This is a genomic window from Nocardioides sp. (assembly GCF_030149505.1).
Lineage (GTDB): Bacteria > Actinomycetota > Actinomycetes > Propionibacteriales > Nocardioidaceae > Nocardioides.
Genome location: NZ_JASBRN010000073.1, coordinates 37,150 through 59,817 on the forward strand (window position 1 = coordinate 37,150; position 22,668 = coordinate 59,817).

21 protein-coding genes and 2 pseudogenes are annotated in these 22,668 nt (G+C 72.3%); 13 read left to right on the forward strand and 10 right to left on the reverse strand.

Annotation, left to right across the window (positions count from 1 at the left end):
- The first annotated feature begins 64 nt into the window (after nt 1-64).
- Nucleotides 65-1,381 carry an MFS transporter gene (locus tag Q1V71_RS16685; protein WP_300645247.1) on the forward strand — a complete coding sequence of 439 codons (1,317 nt, stop codon included), beginning with the start codon at nt 65-67 and terminating at the stop codon, nt 1,379-1,381.
- A gap of 254 nt (nt 1,382-1,635) precedes the next feature.
- Here the strand turns inward: Q1V71_RS16685 and Q1V71_RS16690 are convergent, their stop codons facing one another.
- From Q1V71_RS16690 to Q1V71_RS16700, 3 genes are read right to left on the reverse strand one after another with little or no spacing between them, the layout of a single operon-like run.
- Nucleotides 1,636-2,559, reverse strand: a complete 924-nt coding sequence (locus tag Q1V71_RS16690; RefSeq protein ID WP_300645248.1) for a pseudouridine-5'-phosphate glycosidase — start codon at nt 2,557-2,559, stop codon at nt 1,636-1,638.
- Nucleotides 2,556-3,434, reverse strand: a complete 879-nt coding sequence (locus Q1V71_RS16695; protein ID WP_300645250.1) for a PfkB family carbohydrate kinase — start codon at nt 3,432-3,434, stop codon at nt 2,556-2,558. The genes Q1V71_RS16690 and Q1V71_RS16695 overlap by 4 nt, the downstream gene beginning before the upstream one ends.
- Nucleotides 3,431-4,663, reverse strand: coding sequence for a cytochrome P450 (locus tag Q1V71_RS16700; protein ID WP_300645251.1), 1,233 nt, complete (start codon nt 4,661-4,663; stop codon nt 3,431-3,433). The genes Q1V71_RS16695 and Q1V71_RS16700 overlap by 4 nt, the downstream gene beginning before the upstream one ends.
- A gap of 155 nt (nt 4,664-4,818) precedes the next feature.
- On the opposite strand from Q1V71_RS16700, the gene Q1V71_RS16705 reads away from it, so the two are divergent.
- Together Q1V71_RS16705 and Q1V71_RS16710 are read left to right on the forward strand one after the other, a co-directional pair.
- Nucleotides 4,819-5,814: an ATP-binding cassette domain-containing protein gene (locus tag Q1V71_RS16705; RefSeq protein WP_300645252.1), complete on the forward strand. Its 996-nt coding sequence runs from the start codon at nt 4,819-4,821 to the stop codon at nt 5,812-5,814.
- Nucleotides 5,811-6,665 (forward strand): ABC transporter permease, encoded by an 855-nt coding sequence (locus tag Q1V71_RS16710; RefSeq protein WP_300645253.1) that lies wholly within the window; start codon nt 5,811-5,813, stop codon nt 6,663-6,665. Before Q1V71_RS16705 ends, Q1V71_RS16710 begins: the two co-directional genes overlap by 4 nt.
- Before the next feature lie 68 nt (nt 6,666-6,733).
- On the opposite strand, the gene Q1V71_RS16715 is transcribed toward Q1V71_RS16710, so the two are convergent.
- The 3 genes and pseudogenes from Q1V71_RS16715 to Q1V71_RS16720 all read right to left on the reverse strand — a co-directional run.
- Nucleotides 6,734-9,562 (reverse strand): alpha-amylase family glycosyl hydrolase, encoded by a 2,829-nt coding sequence (locus Q1V71_RS16715; RefSeq protein WP_300645254.1) that lies wholly within the window; start codon nt 9,560-9,562, stop codon nt 6,734-6,736.
- A 115-nt stretch (nt 9,563-9,677) separates the two neighbouring features.
- On the reverse strand, nt 9,678-9,992 hold the full coding sequence (locus tag Q1V71_RS20080; RefSeq protein WP_367280156.1) for a cation:proton antiporter regulatory subunit: 315 nt from the start codon (nt 9,990-9,992) through the stop codon (nt 9,678-9,680).
- Nucleotides 9,993-10,022: 30 nt separating this feature from the next.
- Nucleotides 10,023-10,880 (reverse strand): annotated as a pseudogene (locus tag Q1V71_RS16720) (RimK family alpha-L-glutamate ligase); the annotation flags it as partial.
- A 35-nt stretch (nt 10,881-10,915) separates the two neighbouring features.
- Between Q1V71_RS16720 and Q1V71_RS16725 the strand changes: the two are divergent.
- The 3 genes from Q1V71_RS16725 (at nt 10,916) to Q1V71_RS16735 (ending at nt 13,079) form a co-directional block, all read left to right on the forward strand.
- Complete coding sequence (locus tag Q1V71_RS16725; RefSeq protein WP_300645257.1) at nt 10,916-11,404, forward strand: RimK/LysX family protein; 489 nt, start codon at nt 10,916-10,918, stop codon at nt 11,402-11,404.
- A gap of 73 nt (nt 11,405-11,477) precedes the next feature.
- Nucleotides 11,478-12,497: a succinylglutamate desuccinylase/aspartoacylase family protein gene (locus tag Q1V71_RS16730; RefSeq protein ID WP_300645259.1), complete on the forward strand. Its 1,020-nt coding sequence runs from the start codon at nt 11,478-11,480 to the stop codon at nt 12,495-12,497.
- A 147-nt stretch (nt 12,498-12,644) separates the two neighbouring features.
- Nucleotides 12,645-13,079, forward strand: a complete 435-nt coding sequence (locus Q1V71_RS16735) for a hypothetical protein (RefSeq protein WP_300645260.1) — start codon at nt 12,645-12,647, stop codon at nt 13,077-13,079.
- Nucleotides 13,080-13,147: 68 nt separating this feature from the next.
- Here the strand turns inward: Q1V71_RS16735 and Q1V71_RS16740 are convergent, their stop codons facing one another.
- Complete coding sequence (locus tag Q1V71_RS16740) at nt 13,148-13,405, reverse strand: hypothetical protein (protein WP_300645261.1); 258 nt, start codon at nt 13,403-13,405, stop codon at nt 13,148-13,150.
- A gap of 113 nt (nt 13,406-13,518) precedes the next feature.
- On the opposite strand from Q1V71_RS16740, the gene Q1V71_RS16745 reads away from it, so the two are divergent.
- Genes Q1V71_RS16745 through Q1V71_RS16755 form a run of 3 tightly spaced genes read left to right on the forward strand, consistent with a single transcriptional unit; the run spans nt 13,519 to nt 17,092 of the window.
- Nucleotides 13,519-14,469: a gluconate 2-dehydrogenase subunit 3 family protein gene (locus Q1V71_RS16745; protein ID WP_300645263.1), complete on the forward strand. Its 951-nt coding sequence runs from the start codon at nt 13,519-13,521 to the stop codon at nt 14,467-14,469.
- Nucleotides 14,466-16,172, forward strand: a complete 1,707-nt coding sequence (locus tag Q1V71_RS16750; RefSeq protein WP_300645265.1) for a GMC family oxidoreductase — start codon at nt 14,466-14,468, stop codon at nt 16,170-16,172. The genes Q1V71_RS16745 and Q1V71_RS16750 overlap by 4 nt, the downstream gene beginning before the upstream one ends.
- A 32-nt stretch (nt 16,173-16,204) precedes the next feature.
- Complete coding sequence (locus Q1V71_RS16755; RefSeq protein WP_300645266.1) at nt 16,205-17,092, forward strand: ThuA domain-containing protein; 888 nt, start codon at nt 16,205-16,207, stop codon at nt 17,090-17,092.
- A 14-nt stretch (nt 17,093-17,106) separates the two neighbouring features.
- Here Q1V71_RS16755 and Q1V71_RS16760 read toward each other — a convergent pair whose 3' ends face one another.
- From Q1V71_RS16760 to merA, 3 genes are all read right to left on the reverse strand, one after another.
- A complete protein-coding gene (locus Q1V71_RS16760) occupies nt 17,107-17,520 on the reverse strand; it encodes a hypothetical protein (protein ID WP_300645268.1) in 414 nt (137 codons plus the stop codon).
- 163 nt (nt 17,521-17,683) lie between these two features.
- Complete coding sequence (locus Q1V71_RS16765) at nt 17,684-18,031, reverse strand: hypothetical protein (RefSeq protein WP_300645271.1); 348 nt, start codon at nt 18,029-18,031, stop codon at nt 17,684-17,686.
- Nucleotides 18,032-18,654: 623 nt separating this feature from the next.
- Entirely contained in the window at nt 18,655-20,040 is a 1,386-nt protein-coding gene (gene merA / locus Q1V71_RS16770; protein WP_300645274.1) for a mercury(II) reductase, read from the reverse strand.
- A 93-nt stretch (nt 20,041-20,133) separates the two neighbouring features.
- On the opposite strand from merA, the gene Q1V71_RS16775 reads away from it, so the two are divergent.
- From Q1V71_RS16775 to Q1V71_RS16790, 4 genes and pseudogenes are all read left to right on the forward strand, one after another.
- A complete protein-coding gene (locus tag Q1V71_RS16775; RefSeq protein WP_223396599.1) occupies nt 20,134-20,523 on the forward strand; it encodes a heavy metal-responsive transcriptional regulator in 390 nt (129 codons plus the stop codon).
- A 486-nt stretch (nt 20,524-21,009) separates the two neighbouring features.
- Nucleotides 21,010-21,591: a hypothetical protein gene (locus Q1V71_RS16780; RefSeq protein ID WP_211730888.1), complete on the forward strand. Its 582-nt coding sequence runs from the start codon at nt 21,010-21,012 to the stop codon at nt 21,589-21,591.
- A 149-nt stretch (nt 21,592-21,740) separates the two neighbouring features.
- Nucleotides 21,741-22,355, forward strand: coding sequence for a recombinase family protein (locus Q1V71_RS16785; RefSeq protein WP_159899390.1), 615 nt, complete (start codon nt 21,741-21,743; stop codon nt 22,353-22,355).
- 173 nt (nt 22,356-22,528) lie between these two features.
- Nucleotides 22,529-22,668: pseudogene (locus Q1V71_RS16790) on the forward strand (transcriptional regulator); the annotation flags it as partial.

Genomic DNA, 22,668 nt, shown 5'->3' on the forward strand with positions numbered 1-22,668 from the left:
GCCGCGGTCGCAACGCGGGGCGCCGGTTCGTTGCGCGCTCGTGACCCGGCGTAGGTTCCCAGCCGTGGCGGGCGGGTCATCAGGACGGGGCGGGCGGCTGCGCGCGCTGACCGCGGACACCCGGCCGCTGCGGGTCCCGGACTTCCGCCGCCTGTGGACCGCCAACATCATCACCGTCGTCGGCGCCCAGCTCACGGTCGTCGCGGTGCCGGCCCAGATCTACGCCGACACCGGCTCCTCGGCGTACGTCGGGCTCACGGGGGTGTTCGGGCTCGTCCCGCTCGTGGTGTTCGGCCTGTACGGCGGGGCCCTTGCCGACGTGTTCGACCGCCGGTCGATCCTGGTCGTGACGACGCTCGGGCTGGTCGTGACCAGCGGGCTCTTCGCGGCGCAGGCCTTCGCGGGCTCGACGAACGTGTGGCTGCTGCTGTCGCTGTTCTCGGTGCAGCAGGCCTTCTTCGCGGTCAACCAGCCGACCCGCGCCGCACTGCTGCCCAAGCTGCTCCCCGACGAGCTGCTGCCCGCAGCCAACTCGCTCAACATGACCGTCTTCCAGGCCGGCGCCATCGCCGGGCCGCTGGTGGCCGGCATCCTCATCCCGTTCACCGGCTTCGCCTGGTTGTACGCCGCCGACACGCTCTGCCTGCTCGCGACGATCTACGCCGTGCTGCGCCTGCCGCCGCTCGCCGTCGACGGGGTCGTCGGCGGGGTGCCGGGGGTGCGCGCGGTGGTGGACGGCTTCGCCTACCTGCGCCACCAGCCGGTGCTGCTCATGTCCTTCGTCGTCGACATCATCGCGATGGTCTTCGGGATGCCGCGGGCGCTCTTCCCCGAGATCGCCAACCGCGACTTCGGCGGACCCGCCGAAGGCGGACTGGTCTTCGCCCTGCTCTTCGCCGGCATCCCGGCCGGTGCCGTGGTGGGCGGGGTGCTCAGCGGGTGGGTCTCGCGGGTCTCGCGCCAGGGGCTGGCCGTCGTCGTCTGCATCGTGGTGTGGGGCCTGGCGATGGCCGGCTTCGGCGTCGCGGTGCTGCTGGCCGGCGCGTTCGGGGAGTCCTGGCAGCGGCTGATGCTGGTGACCGCGCTGCTCATGCTGGTCGTCGGAGGCGCGGCCGACATGGCCTCCGCGGCGTTCCGGTCCTCGATGCTGCAGTCCGCTGCGGCGGACGCGGTCCGCGGCCGCCTGCAGGGGGTCTTCACCGTCGTCGTCGCCGGCGGCCCCCGGGTCGCCGACGTCGCGCACGGCGCCACCGCCGCAGCCGTCGGGGCCGGCGCCGCCGCGGCCGGCGGCGGTGTGCTCGTCGTCGTCGGCGTCGTCGCCGCCGCGGTCCTGGTCCCCTCGTTCGTCCGCTACCGGGTCACCACCGCCCCCACCCGCTGACCGTTGCCCAGGGGTCGGTGACTCGGCGCTGTTTCGACGCTCACTCGGCGCTCGTTCGACGCTCACTCGGCGCTCGTTCGACGCTCACTCGGCGCTCGTTCAAGGCCCACTCGGCACTCGTTCAAGACCTGCGTCGAATCAGCGCCGACTCACGCTCGAACTGGTGCCGACTCACGCTCGAACCAGCGCCGACTCACACTCGAACTGGCGCCGAGTCAGCGCACGCGCCGGGCAGCCGGGGCGAGGCCCCCGGGTCAGCCGGCGAGGGCGACGGCGAGGGCGGCGCCGTACCGCGCGTTGGCCCGGACGAGGGCGATGTTGGTGGCCAGGGAGGCGCCGTCGGTGAGCTCGACGATCCGCCCGAGCAGGTAGGGCGTGGTGGCCTTGCCCGTGATCCCGAGGGCGGCCATGTCGGCCAGCGCCCGGTCGATGACCACGCCGATCTCGTCGGCGGGGATCTCGTCCTCCGCCGGGACGGGGTGGGCGATCGCGACGCCGCAGTCGAGCCCGAGGTCCCAGGTCGCCCGCACCACGGCCGCGGCCGACGCCGCACCGTCGACCCGCATCGGCGCGGCGAAGCCGCTGGCGCGGGAGTAGAACGACGGGAACTCCTCAGCCCCCTCGACCAGCACCGGGACGCCCATGGTCTCGAGCACCTCGAGGGTCAGCCCGATGTCGAGGATCGACTTCACCCCGGCGGAGACGACCGCGACCCGGGTGCGCGAGAGCTCGGTGAGGTCGGCGGAGACGTCCATCGAGGTCGCCGCGCCCTGGTGCACCCCGCCGAGGCCGCCGGTCACGAAGACCTCGATGCCGGCCATCGCCGCGAGCCGCATCGTGGCGGCGACGGTGGTGGCCCCGTGCAGGCCGCGCGCGGCGACGTACGGCAGGTCCCGCACGCTGGCCTTCACCACGTCGGGGTGCGAGGCGAGCAGCTCGAGGTCCTCGCCGGTCAGCCCGATCCGCGGGCGGCCGTCGAGCACCGCGATGGTCGCCGGCACGGCACCGCACGAGCGGACGATCCCCCCGACCTCGAGCGCCATGGCGACGTTGTCGGGGTAGGGCATGCCGTGGCTGATGATCGTCGACTCCAGCGCCACGACCGGTCGCCCCTCGCGCAGGGCGGTGGCGACCTCGTCGGTGAGGGTCAGCATCGGGTGCGGCGTCGGACGGCTCATCGGGCCAGCATCTCGCGCAGGTCGGGGCGGACGGTGAGCGGGGAGGCCACGGTGAGCGCCGCGGCCTCCTGGGCGTACGCCGCCGCCTCGGCGTCACCCGCACCCCCGAGCACCGCGTGGCACCACGCCGCGAGCATCGCGTCGCCCGCACCGGTGACGTCCACGACCTCCGCCGCCAGCACTCCCACGGCCACCTCCACCGGCGGCGACCCGGCCACGTGCAGGCGGGAACCGGCGGCGCCCAGCCGCTCCCACACCAGCGCGCACCCCTGGGCGTGCAGCACCGCGGCGCCGCCGAGTGCGACGAGCTCCTCGGCGTTGGGCGTGACGCAGCGCAGGTCGCGCAGCTCGGGTGCGAGCCGGGTCGCCTTCGGCACGCTCACGGGGTCGACGACGACCGGCACCCCGGCCGCGCGCGCCAGCTCCCGGGCCTCGGCGAAGGTGTCGACGCGCAGGTTGCCGTCGAGCACGAGCAGGGCGGCCGAGGCGACCAGCGCGGGCGGCACGTCGCCGGGGGCGAGGTCGTCGGTCGCCGACATGTCGGCGACCCCGGCGACCAGCTCGCCGCGGTGGTCCAGCAGGGCGGTGTAGGAGCCGGTCGGCCCCGGGCGGCGCCGCACGGCCGCGACGTCGACGCCGGCCGCCGCCGTCGCCTCGAGCACGAGCGTCCCCATGGTGTCCTCGCCCACGACGCCGACCAGCGCCGCGGGGGTGCCGAGGCGCGTGAGGTTCTCCGCGACGTTGCGCCCGACCCCGCCCGGGGTGAGCGTGGCGGTGCCGGGGTTGGAGGTCCCGGGCACGAGCGGGGCGCTGGTGCGGGCCTTGAGGTCGGCGTTGATGCCGCCCACCACGACGACCGGGCCGACGCCCGTCACGGGCGACCCACGAACGGCACCGAGAGCGGCCGCCGGACGTAGGGGCCCGGCGCCCAGGTGACACCCGCGGTGCCGACCTCGAAGTCCGGGTACGCCGCGAGCAGCTCCTCCAGCGCCACCCGCGCCTGCAGCCGGGCCACGGCCGCCCCGAGGCAGTGGTGCGCGCCCTGGGAGAAGCTGAGGACCTGGCTGGGTCGGCGCCCGACGTCGAGCCGCTCGGCGTCGGGGCCGTAGCGCCGCGGGTCGCGGTTGCCGGCGGCGTACAGCAGCAGGACCTTGCGGCCCTCGGGGATCTCGACGCCGTGCAGCTCGACGTCGCGGGTGGTGGTGCGGGCCAGGCCCTGCACGGGCGAGGTGAGGCGCAGCAGCTCCTCCACCGCGACCCCCACCGGCACCTCGCCGGAGACCAGCCGCGCGCGCTCCCCAGGCGCCTCCGCGAGCAGCTGGACGGCACCGCCGAGCAGGCCGGTGGTGGTGTCGTTGCCACCGGTGACCATCGTGAAGACGTAGCCGAGCACCGCGACCAGCCCGTCGGGGTCGTCGGCGCGCCCGGCGGCGACCAGGTGGGAGACGGTGTCCGGACCGGGGTCGGTGCCGGGCCGCTCGCGCAGCTCGCGCCGGCGCCGCTCCACCAGCGCGGCGAAGTAGGTGAGCATCTCCCCGGCCGCCTCGGCCGCCCGCAGCGCGTCTCCCGCGCCGCCGGCGGCCACGATCGCCTCGGTCCAGCCGTCGAAGGAGACCCGGTCGGCCTCGGGCACGCCGAGGTAGTGCGCCACCACCATGCTCGGCAGCGGCTTGAAGAGCGCCTCCACGACGTCCCCGCCGTCGGCCAACGCGGGCAGCCGCTCGCGCACGAAGTCGCGCACGACCGGCTCTAGGTCGCCCACCTGGCGCGGCGTGAACCCCCGGGCCACCAGCTTCCGGAAGGCCGTGTGCGTCGGCGGGTCCTGCATCACCAGCGGTGGCTCGGCCAGGCCGAGCGCCTCCAGCTCGCCGTACGTCGTCGTCAGCCCCTGCGCGGAGGAGAATGTCGCGGTGTCGACCGCGGCGGCGAGGACGTCGGCGTGCCGGGACAGCACGTAGAAGTCGTGGTCGGGCCGGGCGGGCGGCACCACGTGGTGCACCGGGTCGTGGTCGCGCAGCGCGGCGTACTCCGCCCAGGGGTCCGCCCAGTCCTCGGCCCCCCGTTGCCGGAAGGTCACCGCCCGCACGTCCGCCCGTCCGTCCACGCCGACACGCTGGACCACACGACCGCTGATGTCCAGGGTGGCGCGCACCGATGAGTCCGAATGTCGGTGGCGGTCCATAGCCTGCACACGGCATCGTCAGGTGCCGACGCGGGAGCCATCCCCCACACACCGGACGCGAGGACCACGAGGACGCCATGACCGACATGATCAGGGCCACCGGCCTGGTGAAGAGGTACAAGGACGTCGAGGCGCTGGCCGGTCTCGACCTCGACGTGCCCGAGGGCAAGGTGCTCGCGCTCCTGGGCCCCAACGGCGCCGGCAAGACCACCGCCGTGCGCGTGCTCACCACGCTGCTCAAGCCCGACGCCGGGTCGGCCGTCGTGGCCGGCGTCGACGTGCTCGCCGACCCCGACGGGGTGCGCTCGCGCATCGGCCTGTCGGGGCAGTACGCCGCCGTCGACGAGCACCTGACCGGCTTCGAGAACCTCGAGATGGTCGGCCGCCTCTACGGCATGTCCCGCACCGCCGCGCGGGCGCGCGCCCGCGAGCTGCTCGAGCGCTTCGCCCTCTCCGACGCCGGCGACCGGCCCTCCAAGACCTACTCCGGCGGCATGCGCCGGCGCCTTGACCTCGCCGGCGCCCTCGTGGCCGCGCCGCCGGTGCTGGTGCTCGACGAGCCGACGACCGGGCTGGACCCGCGCAGCCGGGTGCAGATGTGGGACGTCATCCGCGAGCTGGTCTCCTCGGGGGCCACGCTGCTGCTGACCACGCAGTACCTCGAGGAGGCCGACCGCCTCGCCGACGACATCCTGGTCATCGACCACGGCCGCGCGATTGCGCGCGGCACCGCCGACGAGCTCAAGGCCCAGACCGGTGGCGAGCGGGTCGAGGTCGTGCTGGCCCACCCCGCCGACCGCGACCGGGTGCAGCGGCTCCTGGCCGAGGTCGCCACCGGTGAGATCGGTCTCGCCGAGAACGGCCGTGAGCTCACCGCCGCCGTCGACGGCGGCGTCGGCGCGCTGCGCCGCCTCCTGGAAGGCGTCGAGCGCGAGCGGATCGAGGTCCTCGACGTCGGCCTGCGCCGCCCCACCCTCGACGACGTCTTCCTCACCCTCACCGGGCACGCGACCGAGGACGCGACCGGTGCCTCCACTCCTGCCGACGCCCCGACCCCCGAGGTGACCCGATGACCTCCCCCACCACCCCCGCCGGCCCGCTCGAGCAGGCCCGACCCAACGGTGTCGTGCGCGCGCTGACCGACGGCTGGGTCGTCGCCAAGCGCAACCTGATCAAGATCAAGCGGGTGCCCGAGGTGCTCGTCTTCGTGCTGATCAGCCCGATCATGTTCGTGCTGCTGTTCGCGTTCGTCTTCGGCGGCGCGATCGACCCGGGCGGCGAGGTCGCCTACCGCGAGTTCCTCATCGCCGGGATCTTCGCCCAGACCGTCGTCTTCGGCGCGACGTTCACCGGCGCGGGCCTGGCCGAGGACATGCAGAAGGGCATCATCGACCGCTTCCGGTCGCTGCCGATGTCGCCGGCCGCGGTGCTCGTGGGCCGCACGACCTCCGACGTGGTCTACAACGTGCTGAGCCTCATCATCATGGCGCTCACCGGCCTGGCCGTCGGCTGGCGCATCCGCGAGGGCGTCGTCGACGCGATCCTCGGCTTCGGGCTGCTGCTGCTCTTCGCGTACGCCGTCAGCTGGGTCATGGCCTGGGTCGGCCTGATGGTCCCGAGCGTCGAGGTCATCAACAACGCCTCGTTCATCGTGATCATGCCGTTGACGTTCGTCTCCAACGCCTTCGTGCCGCTGGAGTCCTTCAGCGGGTTCCTGCGCACGCTGGTGGAGTGGAACCCGGTCTCGGCGCTCACCCAGGCCAGCCGGGAGCTCTTCGGCAACATCGACCCGAGCATCCCGGCCCCCGAGGCGTGGCCCCAGCAGAACGCCGAGCTCTACACCCTGATCTGGGTGGCGATCATTCTGGCGGTCTTCGTGCCGCTCTCGGTGCGGCAGTACCGCCTCTCCGCCGGCAAGGCCTGAGGCCACCGCTCGCGTGACGTCATACGGACGGGACGTCCATCGGTCCCGTCCGTATGACGTCGACCGCCTCAGCCGGCCGGCGCGACCGCCGGCACCTTGGTCACCTGGTCCCAGGTGAAGGTGAACTCACCGCCCCCGGCCGGCACCGACAGCGCGAGGTTGTCCCCGCCGGCGGCACCGCCCGCGCCGTAGTTCTCGTCCCAGGACCCGTCGACGGCGATCTTCCACTCGTACTCGCCCTCGGGGAGCGTGAAGGTCGCCCGCCACAGCCCGTCGGTCTCGTCGAACTCCAGCCGGCTCTCGGTGCAGCCGGGCTGCCAGTCGTCCGGGCAGCCGATCTCCGACTGCAGGCTGCCCGCGACGGTGACCGACTCCCGGGCCGGCGTGGGCGCGGCGGTCACGACGGTGACCGGGCGGGAACGCACGACCCGGTCGCCCACGACCATCGAGGCCCGGTAGGACACCGAGGTGCCCAGGTCGAGCTCGCTCACGTCGTCGTCGACGGTGTAGACCGGCGAGGAGGAGTCGGTGCCGATCTCGGTCCAGGACCCGTCGCCGACGCGGCGCTCGAAGGTCACGACCTGGTCGGGGTGCTCCGGGTCGGGCACGGTCGAGACCCGCACGGGGTCGATGGCGGTCACGGAGCCGTCGGAGCCGGAGGTGGTCACCTCCAGGCGCGGCGGTGCCACGGTGGCGCGCCGGACCTCCGAGGCCCGGGTGTGACCGGCGTTGTCCAGCACCACGGCGCGGTACTGCACCCGGGTGCCGGGCTCGGCGTCGTACAGGTCGTGGAAGACGCGGTACGGCGCGGCGTCGTCGGTGCCGATGGGCGTCCACTCCTCGCCGGGCTCGCGGGCCAGGAAGGTGACCTCGGCGAAGGAGGAGTAGTCGCGCAGGTCGGCCTGCACGAGGTAGCGGCTGTGCGCCTCCTGCGACGGAGCCGGGGCACGCAGCGTGATCTTCGGTGCCGTGCGCGACGCGGGCAGCGCGGCGGTCGCGCGGTAGACGACCGAGCCGGTCGCGGGGACCTCGAGGCTGACCTCGCCCCGCCGGTCGGTGCGCAGCCGGTCCGGTCCCTCACCGTAGATGCGCTCGAGCCGCTGGCCGCCGGCGAAGGTCGAGGTCGTGACGCGCGCGGGCTCCTCGCTGTTGTTGACGGCCACGACGTACTCGACCTGCTCCTCGGCGTCGATGCGGGAGAAGACCAGCGCGCCGCCCTCGGCGGTGCGCACCTGCATGGCACCGGTGCTCAGGGCCGGGTGCTCCTCGCGCAGCGCGGCCAGCCCGGAGATGTGCTGGTAGAGCGGGTGGTCGGTGTCGAAGTTGTCCTCGGCGGGCGTCGAGGAGGAGCCGAGCTGCTCGTCGTCGACGTACTCCGGGGTGGTGCTGGGGAACATGTCCTGGCGCGCCAGCTGGTCGCCGCCGGTGCCGGTGAAGCCCTGCTCGTCGCCGTAGAAGACGACCGGGTTGCCACGCGAGAGGTAGAGCAGGTCGTGGGCGAGCCGCGACCGGGCCAGCTTCACCTCCGCGGTGGCGTCCGGGTCGTCGGCGCCCAGGAAGTGGCCGATCCGGCCCATGTCGTGGTTGCCCAGGAAGGTCGGCAGCACCGAGGCGTTGGAGTCGGCGTCGGTGTACCAGTCGTCGGCGAGGAAGAAGTCACGCAGCGCGGCGGCGCTGCCCTGGCGGGAGACGAAGTCGCGCGCGGCCCACTGGAACGGGAAGTCCAGGATCGCCTGCATGCCGAGGTGGGTCGTGTAGTGCGAGGTGAAGGAGGTCGCCTCGGCGTCGCTGCCGTCGAGGGCGACCTCGCCGAACATGAAGAAATCCGGCTTGCCGTTGGCGCGGGCGTAGTCGAGCAGCCCCGGGCCGAAGGCCTTCCAGAACTCGTCGTCGACGTGCTTCATGGTGTCGATGCGGAAGCCGTCGATGCCGAACTCGGAGACCCAGGTGCGGTAGATGTCGATCATCCCGTCGCGCACGGTCGGGTGCTCGGTGAAGAGGTCGTCGAGACCGAAGAAGTCGCCGTACTGGCTGTCCTCGCCGACGAAGGTCGTGTTGCCGCGGTTGTGGTAGAGGCTCGGGTCGTTGAGCCAGGCCGGGACCTTCAGGTCCTCCTCGCCCTCCTCCAGCACGGGGGTGTAGGGGAAGGACGTCGCCGGGTCCATCAGCGGGAAGTCGCCGGTGCCGGCGAAGTCGCGGTCGTCGAAGGGGTCCCCGGCGGCGGTGCGGTAGGGCTCGACGTCCTTGTCGACGTACGCCGTGCGCGCCCCCTCCTCGTAGCCGATCACGTCGGCGGTGTGGTTGGTGATGATGTCGAAGTAGACCTTCATCCCCCGCTCGTGGGCGGCGTCGACGAGGGCGGCGAGCTCCTCGTTGGTGCCCAGGTGCGGGTCGACCTGCGTGAAGTCGGTGATCCAGTAGCCGTGGTAGCCGGCCGAGGGACCGTCCTCGAGCTGGACCGCCTTGTTCTTGAAGATCGGCGTGAGCCAGATGGCGTCGGTGCCCAGGCCCTGGACGTAGTCGAGCTTCTCGGTCAGGCCGGCGAGGTCGCCGCCGTGGTAGAAGCCCTTGGCACTCGGGTCGAAGCCGTGCTCGAGCCGGCCGCCCTCGATCCCGCCGGTGTCGTTGGCGGGGTCGCCGTTGGCGAAGCGGTCGCCCATGACGAAGTAGAAGTTCTGGTCGGCGCCCGCGGGGCGCAGCGCGTGGTCGGCGAGGGACCGCACGCCCTTGCCCGGGCGGCCGGGCTTGGCGGCCGCCGGCGTGGCGGTCGGTCCGGCGCCGTCGTCGGCCCGGGCCGGGGCGGTGGCCGGCCCGGCGAAGGTCAGGGCGCCCAGCGTGAGGGCGCCGACCGCGGAGGCGGCGAGCGAGCGCCGCGTCCGGGCAGGGGTGTGACCCATGGATTCCTCCCGAGAAGTGTGAGGACGAGCCAGGCCCTGTGACCCGGCTCACAACGAGCGGGAGGCTAGCCAGCCGGAGGTGGACCGGTCAACCAGGCGAGTACGGGTGACGGGCTCAGCCACCCGGCGGCACGTCGTGGATGGGCTCCTTGGGCAGCTTCTTCAGCTTCCGGCTGCGCTTGCGACGGCTGGGGATCATCGAGCGCATCTCCTCGAGCTTGCCGAAGCAGAGCAGCCGGTCGCCGGCCTCGAGGACGTGCTGGGCGTTGGGGTTGGGGATGACCTGGGTGCCGCGGTGCAGGGTCAGCGCACTGATGTCCTTCTCCCGCAGGCTCGACTGCCCGAGCGTCTTGCCCACGAGGTCGGAGGCCTCACCGACCTGGATCTCGGCGACGCCGTACCCCGTCGAGACGGTCAGCCGCTGCCGCACGTCGATCTCGGGGAAGGCGACCTGGTTGTCGATGTAGTCGATGATCGCGCCGGCGACATCGAGCTTGGTGGCGGTCTCGATCCCCTCCAGGCCCGGGGAGGAGTTGACCTCCATCACCAGCGGACCGTCGTTGCCCTCGAGCATGTCGACGCCCGCGACCCGCAGGCCCATGATCTGGGCCGACCGCACGGCCGCGCGCTCGAAGGCCGGGTCGAGGTCGACCGGCTCCACGGACCCGCCGCGGTGCACGTTGGAGCGGAACTCGTCGCCCTGCGCGACCCGGCGCATCGCCGCCACGACCCGGTCTCCGACGACCAGGGCGCGGATGTCGCGGCCCTTGGACTCCTTGACGAAGCGCTGGATCAGCACGTTCTGCCGGGTCGACTGCAGCGTCTCGATGATCGCCTCGGCGACCTTGATGTCGGGGGCCAGGATGACGCCGATGCCCTGGGTGCCCTCGAGCAGCTTGATGACCACCGGCGCCCCGCCGACCCGCTCGATCGCGGGGATCACGTCGCCGCGGCCCTGCACGAAGGTCGTGGCCGGCATCCCGATCTGGTGGCGGGACAGGATCTGGGTCGCGCGCAGCTTGTCGCGGCTGTTGGCGATGCCCCACGAGGTGTTGGGCGTGTAGACGTCCATCTGCTCGAACTGCCGCACCACCGCGGTGCCGAAGTAGGTGATGGAGTTGCCGATCCTCGGCAGGATCGCGTCGTAGTGCGAGAGCTGCTTGCCGCGGAACTGCAGGTCCGGCTCGTCACCCGACAGGTCGATGCCGAAGCGCAGGGTGTTGAGCACCTTGACCGTGTGCCCACGGTCCAGCGCGGCGGTGCGCAGGCGCTGCGTACTGTACGAGCGGGGTGCGCGGGAGAGGATCGCTAGCTTCATGACCACCCGAGTCTGGAGGAAGGAGAGTCGAGGACGTGCCTGACGACCTGCCCGCCCCCGACCCTTCCTACACCCTCGCGGGGTGGCGTGAGTGGGTGAGCCTGCCCGGCGTGGGAGTCCCGTGGATCAAGGCCAAGCTCGACACCGGCGCCCGCAGCTCGGCGATCCACGCCTTCGACCTGAGCGAGGAGCGGGTCGGCGGCGAGCGCTGGGTCTCCTTCTCCGTCCACCCCTGGCAGGCCACCGACGAGGACGCCGTCGCCGCGCGGTGCCCGGTGATCGACGTGCGCGAGGTGCGCTCCTCCTCCGGCCACGCCGAGGAGCGGCTGGTCGTGCCGATGGACGTCACGCTGATGGGCCGCACCATCTCCTGCGAGATGACGCTGTCGCGGCGTGACGAGATGGGCTTCCGGATGCTCGTGGGGCGCGAGGCGCTGCGGCAGGGGTACGCCGTCGACCCGGGACGGTCCTACCTCGGGCCGCGCCCGCCCGTCGCCGTACGACGCCGCAACCGCGGGCGCTGAGCCGCACCTGCCCGGACGACCCGGCCTGGACGACCCGGCCCGACCACCCGGCCGGTCGCCCTAGGCTGCCCCCGTGCCCCGCGACTCCTTCGAGATCGGTCCCGTGCGGGTCCGTGCGGGCCGCAAGCAGGCGCTGGCCCTGCCCATCACCCGGCTCGTGACCGGCGCCGACGTCGACCTCCCGGTCCGCGTCGTGCACGGGCGGCAGGAGGGCCCGACGGTCTGGATCGACGCGGCCATCCACGGCGACGAGGCCGTGGGGGTGGAGGTCATCCGGCAGGTGCTGGCCGACCTGGACGCCAAGAAGCTGCGCGGCACGGTGATCGCGGTGCCCATCGTCAACGTGCTCGGCTTCATGAACGGCGACCGCTACCTGCCGGACCGCCGCGACCTCAACCGCTCCTTCCCCGGCTCCAGGCGCGGGTCGCTGGCCGCCCGGATCGCCCACCTCGTGATGACCGAGGTGGTCGCCAAGTGCGAGGTCGGCATCGACCTGCACACCGGCTCGGACCGCCGCACCAACCTCCCGCAGATCCGCGCCGACCTCGAGGACGAGCGCACCCGCGAGCTGTCCCTGGCGTTCGGCGCCCCGGTGATGCTGCACGCCCGCCTGCGCGACGGCTCGCTCCGCGCGGCGGCGCGGGAGGCCGGCGCGAAGGTGCTGCTCTACGAGGCCGGCGAGGCGTGGCGGATGGACGGCTGGGCGGTCGACGCCGGTGTCCTCGGCGTACGCCGAGTGCTGGCCCACCTCGGGATGATCGACCCGCTCGAGGGCGACGCCCCGACCCCCACCCTGGAGTCGTGGCGCTCGGGCTGGGTCCGCGCCCGCGGCACCGGGATGCTGCACCTGGAGGCCGAGCTCGGCCAACGGGTGACCCGCGGACAGCGGCTGGGCGGGCTCTTCGACTCCTTCGGCAAGCGGGTGCGGCTGGTGCACGCCGACCGCGACGGCATCGTCGTCGGCCGCACCGAGGCGCCCCTGGTCAGCTCCGGCGACGCGGTCGTCCACCTCGCCGAGGTCCTGGACGGCTCGACCTCGACCGTGGCCGCCGAGCCCGAGCCGGACACCGTCGAGGAGACCGACGAGGCCTGAGCGTGGCAATGGCCCGCGCGTGGCCGACCGCAGCGAACACCAGGCGGCCCGGTCGGACCGTGGGCGGGCCTAGCCCACGACGCCTTCGGCGCGGCAGCCGCCGACCTGGCGACCCAGATCGACGACATCGCCGGGCAGCTCGAGGGGGTGAGCGGCTTCCTTCGCGAGGCCGCCGAGGAGGTGCGCAACGCCGAGGACCTCGTCCGGGAGCTGGTCGAGTGGGCGGCCATCACCCTGGCGGTCAGCGCCGCGACGGCCATCGTCACGCTGGGCGCCTCCGCGGTGGCGGGCGCGGCCACCGCCGCGGCCAAGGCCGGCGTCACCGGCGCCAAGATCGCCAACCTGCTCAGCAAGGTGGCCACGGTGCTCGCCCGGGTCCGCGACGCCCTGCGCGCCTACAAGGCGTTCCTGAAGGGCCTTGACTTCAAGAAGCGATTCGTCTTCCGCGCGGCCGTCGAGAAGCCGATTGTCCGGCACCTGACCGGGCTCGACGGCAACTGGAAGGTCCCGGCCTACGAGCTGGCCAACGTGCACTACAACTACGGCGAGGAACCACCACAGGTCCCAGGACTCACGCGCTGAGCGGGGCTGCAGCCCCATGGCCGTGAGCCAGCGCCGTGAGCCAGGGCCGTGCGATGGTCGGCGGGAGGTCAGCGGCGGGTGCGCTCGCGCAGACTGTGACCCGCCTGCCAGGCCCAGCTGAGCGCCCACCACGCGACGACGAGGAGGAACACGCCGCCGCCGGCGAGACCTCCGAGCACGACGCCCTCCCCCTCGGCCACCAGGTAGCCCACCCCGGCGCCGGTGAGCACCAGCACCGCCGCGACCAGGAAGGCCTTCAGGTCCCCACCCAGGTCGCCGGCCGCGTCACTGAGGAAGGTGCGTCCCGCACCACGACCGTCTGCCACGCCGGCAGGCTACCCACGCTCCACCCGCCCCGACCGGCACCGGCGGGGTGCAGCCGACGGGACGGGTCGGACCTCGAGGTGTAACTCGTTCCAGTTCTGCGCGTTGAGATCGTGTGACCCCCACCACGCCACGCACCGACCTGCCCTGGCCCAGCCGCCGCGGGCTCCTCGCCGGTGCCGCCCTCGGCGCGGTGGCCCTGGTCGCGCTGCCCGGCCTGCCGACCGTGGCCGTCCCGGTCGGTCGTGACCGCAACCGCTTCCTGTCCGAGGAGCAGCTGGCGACCCTCGCCGCCGTGGTGGACCGCGTCGTCCCGGGCGAGGACGGGACGCCGGGTGCGCTCGAGGCCGGGGCGCACGAGAGCATCGACGCCCTGCTCGGCGCCTTCCGCACCGACCCTCCGCGCATCTACGCCGGCGGCCCCTTCTCCGACCGGGCCGGCTCGCGCGTCAACCACTTCGAGCGGTTCCTGCCGCTCGACGCCTACGAGCAGAAAGCCTGGCGGGGCAAGGTCCGCCGGTTCCAGGAGACCTACACCGCCGGCCTCGACGCCCTGGCCGCCTCGACTCCGGGCTTCGCCACGCTGCCCGGCCCCGCCCGCGACCTGGTGCTGCAGACGAGCCAGGACCCCGCGGTCACCGCCATGACGGGCCTCGCGGTCACCCACGCCTTCGAGGGCACCTGGGGCGCGCCGGAGTACGGCGGCAACCGCGACACCCTGGGCTGGCAGGCGATCGGCTTCGAGGGCGACCGTCAGCCCCGCGGCTACACCGACGACGAGGTGCTCGACCCGCCGTTGGAGCCGCTGCCGGTCCTCGACGTGACGGGCGCTCTAGCGGCGTACGGGCCCGCGCTGGCGCTGGCGACCTCCGAGGCCTCCATGGGGCTGCTGGCGCTGGCCGACGGCGACGCGCGGGTGCTCGCCGACCGCGTGCAGGCCCTGCTGGGCGGTGCCGCCGGTGTCCTGGACGACGTCGCCGCGGGCGTGCGCGACGGCGACCCGGGCGGCGCGCTGGAGGAGCTCCTCGGCGGGGTCCTGGGCGGCGGGAAGCAGACCCGGCGATGAGCCGCGAGGCAGTGGTCGTCGGGTCCGGCGCGGCCGGGTCGGTCGCGGCGTGGGAGCTGGCCCGTCAGGGCTGGGACGTGACCGTGCTGGAGCGCGGTCGCAACCTGCGCCCCGGCTTCGGTCGGCGGGCCAGCGGCGACCTGGGCACGACGTACGGCTCCGACGAGATCAAGGGCTACCGCGGCTTCGGCTTCCCCGACGGCGACCTCGAGCCCTACACGACGCGCACCCGGGCCGAGGCGGCCTCGGGCGTGGCCCGCTCCGCGCAGGGAGCCCTCGGACAGCTCGGCGCGGCCGTCGGCGGCACGACGCTGCACTACAACGCCAAGACCCCGCGCTTCTGGAAGCAGGACTTCAGCCTGCTCTCCGACATGGGTCCGATCGACGGCGCCCAGGTCGCGGACTGGCCGATCGGCTACGACGACCTCAGCCCGTTCTACGACACCGTCGAGCAGCGGCTCGGCGTGCAGGGCGACCGCTCGGCGATGCCCGCGCGCACGCTCGAGCAGTCCCCGCGGCGGCGTGACTTCCCGATGCCTCCCAACCCGACGGGGTACGCCGCCAGCCTGCTCGCCGAGGGCGCCCGGCTGGTCGGGATGGAGCCCTACCCCTACCCCGCCGCCGTCAACTCCGTCGAGCGCGACGGCCGACCGGCCTGCAACTCGTGCGGGCTGTGCTCGGGCTTCGGCTGCCCCACGAACGCCCGCGGCGACGCGCTGGTCTCGTTCCTCAACCCCGCTGTCCGGACCGGGCGCGTGCGGGTCGTCGACCGTGCGTTCGTCGACCGGGTCGAGACGACCCGCGACGGCCGGCGGGCGCGGGCCGTGCGCTACCGCGACGTGCGCGGCAGGGTCCACCGCGTCCCGGCGCAGACCGTCGTGCTGGCCGGCAGCCCGATCAACACCGCCCGGCTGCTGCTGATGTCGGCCAGCCGCGCGCACCCCGGCGGCCTCGGCAACCGCTCGGACCAGGTCGGGCGCAACATGATGTTCCACAACTTCACGATCGTGGCCGCAGCCTTCCCCTACGACGTCCACCCGCTGCGCGCGCAGTCCACGACCCTGCAGATCGACGACCTGGTGGGACCGTTCACCGGCCCCGAGGTGCAGGCGCTCGGTGTCCCCTACGTCACCGGCGGGATCATCCAGCTGGGCTCCGGCGGGCCGCCGATCAACGGCGCCCAGCTGCTGGCGGGCTTCGCCGGCTACGGCCTGGCCCACAAGGCGGCGATGCGGGTCGGGCCCCACTCGGGCGTCGCCGGCTCCCAGCTGGTGCACCAGGACCTCCCCCAGGCCGACAACCGGGTCGACCTGGACCCCGACGTGCGCGACTTCCTCGGCAACCCGGCGGCGCGCATCACCTACTCCCCGCACCGCCACGAGCAGGCCGCGGCAGCCCTGCTGGGCGCGCGGATGCTGCTGGCGCACCAGGCGGCCCCGCAGTCGCTGGCGGCGATCGCGCTGCCGTTCCCGATCCTCAGCGACGGCATCACCTACACCGCCCACCTCGCCGGCACGGCCCGGATGGGCACCGACCCGCGCACCTCGGTGACCACCGCGTCGGGCCGGCTCCACGACGTCGACAACGTCTTCGTCGCCGACGCCTCGACCTTCCCTACGTTCCCCGGCTTCAACCCGACCCTGACCGTCATGGCCAACGCGCTCCGCATCGCCCGCGGCATCGCCGACGGCTCCGCGGTCTGAGCGACCCGACGACGTACCCAGGAGAGCGACCCATGTGCACCGAGACGTCCTGCACCACCGGCGGAAGCGCCGGCACCGGGCTGGGCCGGCGCGCCCTGCTCGGCGCCGCCCTCGCCACACCGGCCGCGCTCCTCGCCCCAGCGGCGGTCGCCCGAGCCGCTGGGACGCAGGCCGCGTCGCTCCCGCGCCTGCTGGTCTTCACGCGCACGACCGGCTTCCGGCACGCCTCGATCGAGACGGCCGTCTCGACCATCCAGGGCATGCTCGCAGCGCGGGGGATCGGCGTCGACGCCACCGAGGACCCGACGGTCTTCACGCGACGCTCGCTGGCGGCGTACGCCGCCGTGGCCTTCGTCAACACCACCGGTGACGTCCTCGAGGGCAGCCAGCGGACCGCGCTCGAACGCTTCGTCCGCGGCGGCGGCGGCTGGGCCGGGGTGCACTCGGCCGCCGACACGGAGTACTCGAACGACTTCTACACCGAGCTGCTCGCGGGCGGGCGGTTCCTCGCGCACCCGCTCCAGCAGCCGGGCCTGATCGTCCGCGAGGACGAGCGGCACCGCTCCACGAAGCACCTCGGCGAGACCTGGCTGGTGCCCTTCGAGGAGTTCTACTCCTTCACCAGCTCGGTGCGCGGGCGGTCGCGGGTCCTGCTGTCGATCGACGAGTCGACCTACCTGCAGGACCCCAACACCTCGAACCTGCCGACCGGCCCGGAGAACCCGCTGCCCACCTTCCCCGGCGTCAGTGGCGTGATGGGCGACCACCCGATGGCCTGGACGCACCGGGTCGGACGGGGGCGGTCCTGGTACACCGCGCTCGGCCACGAGATCGGGATGTACTACCTGCCGCAGTTCACCGACCACCTGCTCGGGGGGCTGCTGACCGTGCTGCGGCACGGTGTCCGCAACCGCTCCTGATCCCGCTCCGGTGGTCAGCTCCCGCCGGCGGCGACGTCGAGGAAGAACAGCACCTTCTGCAGCGCGTCCTCGTGGGTGTCCATCTCGACGGACACGCTGTGCCCGGACCACTTGAAGGCGATCGACACCCCCGTCACGCGCACCTCCTCGACCTGCGCCCACGGCACGAACGCCACCGAGAAGGCAGCTGTCGCCTCGGCCTCGTCCTCGCCCGCGAAGCTGACGTGCACCAGCGCCTCGGGCCGGGCCGCGACCAGCACGCGCGGTCGGCCGCCGACGATCCGCAGCACGTGCGGGTGGGACCGCCCGCCGGCGCTCTTCACCACGCGTCGCAGCGACTCCGGCACGGACGGGTCGTTGATGTCGGCCAGCCGACCGGGCCCGGAGTGCGCGGGGTGCTCGTCGGCACGGCGGTTGAACCTGCTCACAGGTGACACTGTGCCGCCTCCCGGCGCCCGCCGCCCGCCCTTCGGCACGATGCGCCCCGCGGGTCGAGGAGCAGTCGCCCACCGGTGGTCGAGGAGCAGTCGCCCCCGCTGGTCGAGGTGCGAGCGCAGCGAGCCGCGAGACCCCGGGCCGAGCTCGACGCGATCAGCCGATCACGAGCAGCAGCACCACGACGTACGTCGCCGCCAGCGCTGCCAGCGCCGCCCGAGCACCCACGGGCAGCCGGTACCGCCCGAGCACCGCGGCGACCAGCCCCGGGCCGAGCAGCAGCAGGAACCCCCGGCCCCAGGTCGGCAGCACGGCGTCGAGCCCCAGCACCGCCGCGGTCACCAGGGCCAGGGTCCCGACCAGGAGGCCGGTGGCCTGCTGGGTCTCGATCGCGCGCCGTCGGTCCAGCGCGACGCACTCCGGCGGCGGCAGGTCCATGGCGTCCCGCTGCAGCGGCGCGCCGGCCTGGCTCGGGCTGGGGTCCTGGTCCTCGGGGTGGGGCATGGCGGTCCTCGACGGGTGGTCGCCGCGTACGGCGGGGAGGTCGTTGCCCCTCCCATCGGCCGCCCCGGGGCGGACTGGTGGCAAATCGCCGCTTAGACCCGGCCGGTCTGGGCCGGCCCGACCCGAGCGACTCAGTTGTTGGGCGACATGTACCTGACAGTGGTCACGTCAACTGATGTCAGTGCTGACACGTTTATGTCGTTCCTCCACAGGCATCGGCCGGTGCTGCCATGACTGAGGTACCGGCGAACCTGGGGATTCAGGGCGCGGCCGACTGCTACGCCGGTGTTGCGCATTCGGGAGGTCAGTGAACAGCAGCCCTGTTTCAAGTTCGGCGTCGGGGGCCCGCCGACCGGTTCGGTCTCACACACCTTGCCGGTGCGATTAGCGCAGGCGTCGCATGATTGCCCAGCCGGTCTCGACGCTCGCGGCTACGGCGAGGCCGAACACTAGGAGCGCGATGAACCCGCGAACGTTGGTGCTGAGTGGGTACTCCAGGTTGGGCGCGGAGAACCCGAACGCGCTAGCGCTGTGATGCCACCAAGTCCGACCGCTAGCAGCACTGCATGCCCGGCGCAGCAACAACCATCGCGAGGGCTCCGAGAGCGGCGGGCCGGGCCGGGTCAGGCACAGCAGGAGGTGGGTAGTTCGTTACGGAACAGTCCGGCGGCGATCCGCAGGCTCTCGGCCATGGTCAGGTACGGAGCCCAGGTCTCGGCGAGGTCGTCGACGGTCATCTGCGCCTTGATCGCGTAGGTAGCGGCGAGCATGATCTCTCCTGCTCCGTCGGCGACTGCGTGGACGCCCAGGACCTTGCCGGTGCTAGCGTCGGCGACGAGTTTCAACGCGCCACGGGTGTCGCGGTTCACCAGCGCCCTGGGGACGTCTTCCAAGGCCAGGATGCGGCAGGCGCATTCGTGGCCTTGCTTGAGTGCTTCTTCCTCGGTGAGTCCGGCGGAGGCCAACTGTGGCCGGGTGAACATCACCGATGGCAGACCGGTGTAGTCAACGGTCTGGGGGGCGTTGTGTCCGAGCGCGTTGGCTGCGGCGACTCGTCCGGAGTCGGCGGCGACGTACACGTACTGCGGGGTGCCCGCTACGTCGCCTGCCGCGTACACACGCGGGTTTGACGTGGCCTGGTGTTCATCGATCACGACGAAGCCCCGCTCGTCGGTGTCGACTCCGGCTGCCGCCAGGTCCAAGGCGGACGTGTCGGAGTGTCTGCCGGTCGCCACCAGCAGCCGCTCGGCGCTGACTTCCTCCCCGGACGCGGTCATCACCCTGACGCCGCCGTCCTCGGCGGCCTCGACACCGGTTGCGTGTTCGGCGAGCACGCTGATGCCGTCATCGGCGAACACCCCGGCCATCACCTGCCGCAACTCCGGCTCCGCATGCGGGGCCAATCGTCCGACCACGGTTACGCGAGCACCGAGGTGGGCGAACAGTTGCGCCTGCTCCATCCCGACGTAGCCGCCGCCAATGACCGCGAGCGACTCGGGCACCTCGGATAGTTCCATCGCCGTGGTCGACGTCAGGTAGTCCACATCCTCGATCCCGGCGATGCCACGGACCGTGGGCTGCGAGCCGGTCGCAATCACGTAGGCACGTGCCCTCAGCGGCTTCCCGTCGACCTCCAACGTGTCCTTGTCGGTGAACCGAGCCTCACCGGAGATCACCGGGAACCCCCACGCGTCGGCGACCTCGGCGTACTTGTGCTGCTTGAGCCGGTCGATCAACTCAGCCTTCTGCGCCACAAGCGCTCCGAGGTCAACCGCAGCGGCGGAGGTGGGGACGCCGTCGAACGGGTTCGCCAGTGCACCGTGCCGGGTCCCGGCAGCAGCCAGCAGGGTCTTCGACGGAACGCAGCCGACGTTCACACATGTCCCGCCCAGAGCGCCGCGTTCGACGAGCGCCACGTTGGCGCCTGCCTTGCGGGCCGTGATCCCAGCGGCCATCGCGGCTCCTCCGGAGCCGATCACAGCCAAGTCAACGTCGTACTCCAGGCTCATCTTGATCTCCTCCGCTTGGTGTTCGCGTGTCCGTTCATCCACCATGGACCTTCCAGTGCAGGAGAAGGTCAAGTAGCCAGAGCGGAGACCGGCATGCGTATCGGAGAACTCGCCGCGGCCACCAGCACCACCACCAAGACGCTGCGGTTCTACGAGGACAGCGGCCTGCTGCCGCACGCTAAACGGACCGCCGGCGGATACCGTGATTACGGGCGCGAGGCCATCGCCAGGCTCGACTTCATCCGGCGAGGCCGCGCCGCCGGACTCACCCTTGCGCAGATCCGCGAAGTTCTCGACATCCGCGACGCCGGGACCGCCCCTTGCCGCCACGTCGCCGAACTTCTCGATGACCGCTTGTCGGCCCTCGATCAGCAGATCGCCGACCTACAAGCACTACGCGCGAACGTCGCCCACCTCCGAGACGACGCCGCACATGCCAACCCCGCGGAGTGTGAACCTGAGGATGTCTGCCGCTATCTTTGAGCCCTCCGCCGGGCATGGGTCCGCGGCAATAGTTGTTGCGGCTGGACAGAACGTTGCACGCGTTGACCTCGCGGAAGCCTCGCACGACGCTCACCTGGACGCACTCGACTCGTGGACGCAGGCTCTTCGGTCGTTCATCGACACTCGCGTAACGCGATCCCGCACTGGTCACGCTCCGCGTGACGATCGGTGATCGGGACCGGCACCCGCCGCAAGAGGTAGCCCGCGACACTAGCCGGTGGTGTCGTCGAGTCTGCGGCCATGAGCGAAGACTTGAGAGGGCATGACTTAGCCCCGGCGACATGGCCAAGGCCAGCGGTCCACCGGGGCTTTCAAGAGGAACGATACGTGAGAATGGGGGCGATGACAACGTCGCCACCGCCTCCGCCGAGTCCTGGGCCACCCGCGCCTGGGCCATGGGTAGAGCGCTGGCTGAGCCAGCCCCGACACGGTGTCTACCTGGCCGCCAGCCAAGGCGACCCGCAGTTGGCTCTGGACCTGTACGAGTGGAACGCCGAGATCAGCGCCGCCCTGCTGCGAGATCTCGCCCACCTGGAAGTCGGGCTACGCAACGCCTACGACCGCGCGCTCAGCGCGCGGTGGCCCGGACCCCCGCACTGGACCACGGCCAACATCCCGGCCTTCGCGCCGTTGTGGCGCACCCGTCGTGGTCGACGAGTCGACGTCAACCTGCGGACACGTGAGTCACTCCACCGTGCCGTGGACTCCGCCGGCGGCCCCGCCGCTCCACCCGGCAAGGTCATTGCTGAGTTGATGTTCGGCTTCTGGCGGTTCCTCAGCTCCTCCGCCCATGAGAAGTCGCTGTGGGTGCCATCCCTCCACCAGGCGTTCGCACCGGGCACTGACCGGCGCGACGTCGACCGCCCCATCGGACGTCTGCACGGTCTGCGCAACCGAGTGGCCCACCACGAGCCACTCCTCAGGTACGACATCGCGGGACGCGTCACCGACATCGCGACCGTCGCCGGCCTGCTCGATCCCGACCTCGGCCGGCACCTGAGCGCGACCAGTCGAGTCACCCGGGTCCTCGTTCAGCGCCCCCGCTGAACACAAGACTGGCAGCTCGCCGCCGAGGTGGCAGAGGGGGCTTGTCGAAGACGGCCCGCAGCGAGTTCCTGGTGAGGTCGAGCCCTGCTCGATGCCCGAGCCGACCCACAGCCCTGGATCGGCCGGACCAACCCCATTGGAGGTGCGCCATGAACGCACTGCTTGTCGGGTACGCCCGATGCTCCACCGATCAACAAGACCTCACCGCGCAGCGTGACGGGCTGCTCGGACTCGGTGTCGAGGCCGAGCGGATCTACGTCGATCACGGCCTGACCGGCACCAACCGCGAGCGCCCCGGCTTGCGCGAGGCGCTGGCCGCCTGTCGTGCCGGGGACACGTTGGTCGTGACCAAGCTCGACCGGCTGGCCCGGTCCCTGCCTGATGCCCGGGCGATCGCCGACGAGCTCACCACCCGCCAGATCAGCCTCAGCCTCGGCGGGTCCGTCTACGACCCCACCGATGCTGTCGGGAAGCTGCTGTTCAACGTCCTCGCGATGGTCGCTGAGTTCGAGTCCGACCTCATCAGGCTTCGCACAGTCGAGGGCATGAAGGTCGCCAGGGCCAAGGGCCGGCTGAAGGGCAAGCAGCCCAAGCTAAGCCGCAAGCAGGAAGCGCACCTCGTCTCGCTAGTGCACAGCGGCGAGTACAGCACCCTCGAGGTAGCTGAGCTGTTCGGGATCGGCCGCTCGACGGTCTATCGCGCCATCGAGCGCCAACGAATCGCGGCCAAGGCCGATCTTGCTGACGCCTCCACACGACGCTGATCGTCACCTCGTTGGCGTCCCGCAACCGACACCTCGGCGGGACGCCGATGAGCGGAACTGATCGGAGCCGGTCTCGACCACAGCGGTTTGCCCAGTGGGGTTCCCCTTACGGGCATGCGATCTGGGCTGACGCCTGTGACCGAGCGTTCAGTGCGCGCTGTATAGTTCAGTCCATGCTGACTATTGCTTCGCGTCTCGACGTGATGAACCGCCTGGGTCGTGCACTGGCCGACCCCACTCGATCCCGGATCATCTTGACCCTGCTCGACCATCCCGCTTACCCGGCGGAACTGGCCCGAGATCTGGACCTGAC

Bases quoted from the DNA above. Each gene is read 5' to 3' on its own strand.
- Q1V71_RS16690 (WP_300645248.1), bottom strand. From the start codon at position 2,559: ATGAGCCGTCCGACGCCGCACCCGATGCTGACCCTCACCGACGAGGTC.
- Q1V71_RS16705 (WP_300645252.1), top strand. From the start codon at position 4,819: ATGACCGACATGATCAGGGCCACCGGCCTGGTGAAGAGGTACAAGGAC.
- Q1V71_RS16710 (WP_300645253.1), top strand. From the start codon at position 5,811: ATGACCTCCCCCACCACCCCCGCCGGCCCGCTCGAGCAGGCCCGACCC.
- Q1V71_RS16715 (WP_300645254.1), bottom strand. From the start codon at position 9,562: ATGGGTCACACCCCTGCCCGGACGCGGCGCTCGCTCGCCGCCTCCGCG.
- Q1V71_RS16750 (WP_300645265.1), top strand. From the start codon at position 14,466: ATGAGCCGCGAGGCAGTGGTCGTCGGGTCCGGCGCGGCCGGGTCGGTC.
- Q1V71_RS16755 (WP_300645266.1), top strand. From the start codon at position 16,205: ATGTGCACCGAGACGTCCTGCACCACCGGCGGAAGCGCCGGCACCGGG.
- Q1V71_RS16765 (WP_300645271.1), bottom strand. From the start codon at position 18,031: ATGCCCCACCCCGAGGACCAGGACCCCAGCCCGAGCCAGGCCGGCGCG.
- merA (WP_300645274.1), bottom strand. From the start codon at position 20,040: ATGAGCCTGGAGTACGACGTTGACTTGGCTGTGATCGGCTCCGGAGGA.
- Q1V71_RS16775 (WP_223396599.1), top strand. From the start codon at position 20,134: ATGCGTATCGGAGAACTCGCCGCGGCCACCAGCACCACCACCAAGACG.
- Q1V71_RS16785 (WP_159899390.1), top strand. From the start codon at position 21,741: ATGAACGCACTGCTTGTCGGGTACGCCCGATGCTCCACCGATCAACAA.